This is a genomic window from Methylomonas rivi (assembly GCF_024505165.1).
Taxonomy (GTDB): domain Bacteria; phylum Pseudomonadota; class Gammaproteobacteria; order Methylococcales; family Methylomonadaceae; genus Methylomonas; species Methylomonas rivi.
Window position 1 is genome coordinate 1 of the sequence record NZ_JANIBK010000245.1, and the last position, 3,507, is coordinate 3,507.

General features: G+C 57.5%; 3 protein-coding genes. All 3 read right to left on the reverse strand.

Annotated elements, in window-relative coordinates; all coding sequences use genetic code 11:
- On the reverse strand, nt 1-742 hold a 742-nt coding region (locus tag NP596_RS20580), incomplete at its 3' end, for a type VI secretion system-associated FHA domain protein (RefSeq protein ID WP_256617260.1).
- A 35-nt stretch (nt 743-777) separates the two neighbouring features.
- Nucleotides 778-3,051 carry a caspase family protein gene (locus NP596_RS20585; protein WP_256617261.1) on the reverse strand — a complete coding sequence of 758 codons (2,274 nt, stop codon included), beginning with the start codon at nt 3,049-3,051 and terminating at the stop codon, nt 778-780.
- 69 nt (nt 3,052-3,120) lie between these two features.
- Nucleotides 3,121-3,507, reverse strand: a 387-nt coding sequence (locus tag NP596_RS20590; RefSeq protein ID WP_371927994.1) for an alpha/beta hydrolase family protein, incomplete at its 5' end; no start/stop codon positions are given.

The following is a 3,507-nucleotide window of genomic DNA, read 5'->3' on the forward strand; positions in this document are numbered from 1 at the left end:
GGGTTTCGTCGAATGACGGCCATGGCGCTTCAGCTTCCACGGCGGGCTGAACGGGGACGGATGGCTCCGATGCTGCCGGCTCATCGGCAAAAAAATCCGCCGGCAAGGGCGGCAAATCGACCGGCTGGCCGCTGCCGACGGGGACTGGGCTACCCGGCAACTCGTCCAACTTGGACAGCAAATCGCCGAAATCCAGCTCGTCCGCCGCCGCGGGAGCCGAGGTTGCGGCGATTTGCGGCGGGGTGAAACTTTGGTGGAAGGCCGAAGACTCGGGCTGTTCGACAAAACTGGAAAAAAAATCCGCCTTGGGTTGCGGCGGCGCCGGCTGCGCGGGCGCGAAAGGGCCGTCCAGCACGCTGTTTTGGGCCAGATCCAGCTGCCGCACGGGTTGTTCTATGCTGACGGCAAATCCCGCCGTGGCGGATTCCGACAAGGTAGCCAGCAATTCGTATTCGCCTATGCGGATTTTTTCCCCGTCGGACACCGGCGCCCGGCCTTGCTGCAGCGGGATGTCGCTGTCGCCGAGAAACGTGCCGCCCGTGCTGCTGTCTTCAATAAAATACCGGCCGGCTTCGCAATGAATGCTGGCATGCACGCGGGAAATAAATTTTTCCGGGTCCGGCAGCACCAAGTGATTGTTGGGCGCCCGGCCAATCGAGCCGCCTTGGGCATCGAACTGCGCGCTGATAGGCTGATTGGACGGTAAGCCTTTATAGCTCAGGACCCTGAGAATTAACACCATTTAGCGTACCTGCCGAGTAAAACGTTTCGTTGCATTTAAGCCTCGGGCACAAAAAAGAAGGGACTGCCTTCGTGGCCGGCATGTTGCAAGGGGGCATATTGCGGCGTTTGCTCGAAACCGGCCTTGGACGCGGAAACCCGCACCTGGTTGGCCACATCCCGGAAAATATCGTAATCCTCTATCACCCGTTTATTGCCGCGCAGCACTTTTAAAAACGCGTTGGCAAACACGGAGTGGCTGCCGCCGCCCTGGTCCATGACCGGCTTAACGCCGCCGGAGGTCAATACGGTACGGGCCTTGCGGCTGTTCATGGCCTTCAGCCAGCGTTCGCGCTTGGCCGCGTCCATACCCTCCGGCAAACGCGCCACCGCGGAGCCGGTCAAGGCGCCGGAGTAACAGGAGTCGGCCACCACCATGATGTGTTTGGCTGGCATGATGCTTAAATATTCGGTGATGCTTTGGCTGGAAATCCAGTTGGCGGTATTGCCGGCTTCCGAATCCACCGGCAACCAGTAGGCGCTTTGGGATTTTTGGTCGATTTCGCCGTGGCCGGCATAATAGATCAGCAGATTATCCTGCTCGGTGAGTTTTTGGTTCAATTCGTTCAGCGCCGACATGATGGCGTGGCGATTGGCGTTCAGCAGTATTTTGGTTTTAAAGCCGTAACGTTCGCGCAGCAGCACTTCCAGGCTTTTGGCGTCGGTAACCGGGGTTTGCAGATCCGGATAGGCTTTGTAATCGTTGTTACCGATAATCAAGGCGTAAAATTTACCAAACTGGATATCGCCCACCTGACGGGTTTCGGCGGTATTGCTGTTGGCGTAAGTCGCCTGTTCGCCGTTTTCCGACGCCAGCAAGCGCAGACTTAAGTCGCTGCTTTGATTGCTTTTATCGGTGGCGACCAGGCGCACTACGGTTTCCTTGCCTTGCAAGGCCAGATCGGTCTCGAACTGGCCGTTGGCATCGACCGCCAGCGGCTTATCGTTGAGCAGCAAGCGGGTCAACCCGGCCTTGGTATCGATGCGTCCGACCAAGCGCTTGCTGGCCTCGCCCAAACCGAATTGGATGCTGGGGATACCCCGCGTCACGGTAACGGCGGGTTCCAATAGCTCGATGCTGGGCCCGTTGCCGGCGGAGGCCAATTGGGTAGGTTGTTTTTGTTCCAGTTTTTCCTTCAGGCCGGCGATTTCCCGCGCCTGTTGCTGCAACGCCAATTTGCGGGCGTCGATTTTCGCCCTGTCCAACTGCTTACCGGAGGTCAACCAAGCAGTCAACTCGGCGGACTGGCTTTGATAGGTTTCGATTTGTTGGTTGAGGCGGTTTTCCAGTTCGTTGCTTGCGGTATCCGCCGCTTTTGCTGCGGTTTTTTGCTGCTGGGCGGTTTGCAATTCCTGCTGCATGCGTTTACGTTCCGCGCTCAGGGTTTTCGTCAACGCGCCCAGTTTGGCTTGCTGGCTGGTTAACTGGGCTTGTTTTTCTTTTAACTGCCGCTCCAGAGCCGATACCTCGCTGGACCCGGCGGGGCTTTCCGATTTTTGCTGCTGTAATTTGTTGCGTAGGGCTTCCAATTCGTCTTGGGCCTTGCGCAGGCTTTCCTGCTGATCCAAGGCCTCTTGGCGAGTATTTTGCAGTTGCTGGCGCAATTGTTCGGCTTCCTGGCGAGATTGCGCCACTTCTTCCCGTAGCGTGGCTAATTCGTTGCTGACATCGCTCGCGCTGAGCGCTTGCGCATCGACCGCCGGAGTAAATTGCAGTCCGGCCTCGTCCAGGCCGGCGGATTTGCGGTACCAGCGCATCGCCGTTTCCTTGTTTTGCGGCACCCCCAGGCCTTTCTCGTACAAATGCCCCAAATTCAACTGGGCCTGAAAATTGCCTTGGTTGGCGGCTTTTTCATACCATTGCGCCGCCGCCTGATAATCGGCTTTTTCGCCCAGGCCTTTTTCGAAAATTTCCCCGACATACAATTGCGCCGCCGCGTCGCCTTCCTGGGCCTTGGGCAGCCAGATGTTCAAGGCACTGGCATAATTGGCGCGGTCGTAAGCCACGTATTCGCCGCCGCGCACTTCGCAATCGGCGGCCGTGGTGCGTATCGGCCGTCGGGCGGATAAATAGGTCATTTGCGAACCCAGTTTACGCACCTGCCCGGGCAGCAGACAATCCACCACAAACAGTTTGTTGGTATCTTGAATCACAAAACCCTCGGTGGCTTTGGCCATTTCCTCCTTACTGGCTTCATGGGCGCAGGACGCCAACAGAATAGTGGAAATCGCCAACACCAGTTTACGCGCTTTAAAAAGCTTTACAGACATACGGCCGCCTTGTCGTTGTGTTCAAAACCTGCATCGAAAATAGCAGAAAACCGCCATAGCGACAAATGCCTAATGCTTTTCGGCTATCCTGTTCAGTATTTGCGGCCATAGTTTCCGCCAGCCGTCATGATGGTCTATGGCCGGTATAACTTGGACATGCGCCCTTGGCCGGCGCAGCAGAGCCGCTAAAAACAAATCGGGCGGCACCGTTTGGTCCCGTTCCGCCAAAAAATGCCATTCCGGAATGCCGGTCTCGGGTTGCCGGGCCGGATTGAGCGATTCATGCAAAGGCAGGTAATGATGATGCGCGGCCCAGATGTCGATATCGTAATTCCCCGCCAGCGTAACAATTGCACTTGTCTGCGGCAGCCGCCCGGCCAATAGCATGGCCAACCCGCCGCCGCCGCTATGCCCCATCAACACCAGCCGCCGAAAGCCGCGCTCGGCACGGAAACC

Excerpts from the sequence above, each read along its gene's own strand:
- NP596_RS20585 (WP_256617261.1), bottom strand. The coding sequence starts at position 3,051 with ATGTCTGTAAAGCTTTTTAAAGCGCGTAAACTGGTGTTGGCGATTTCC.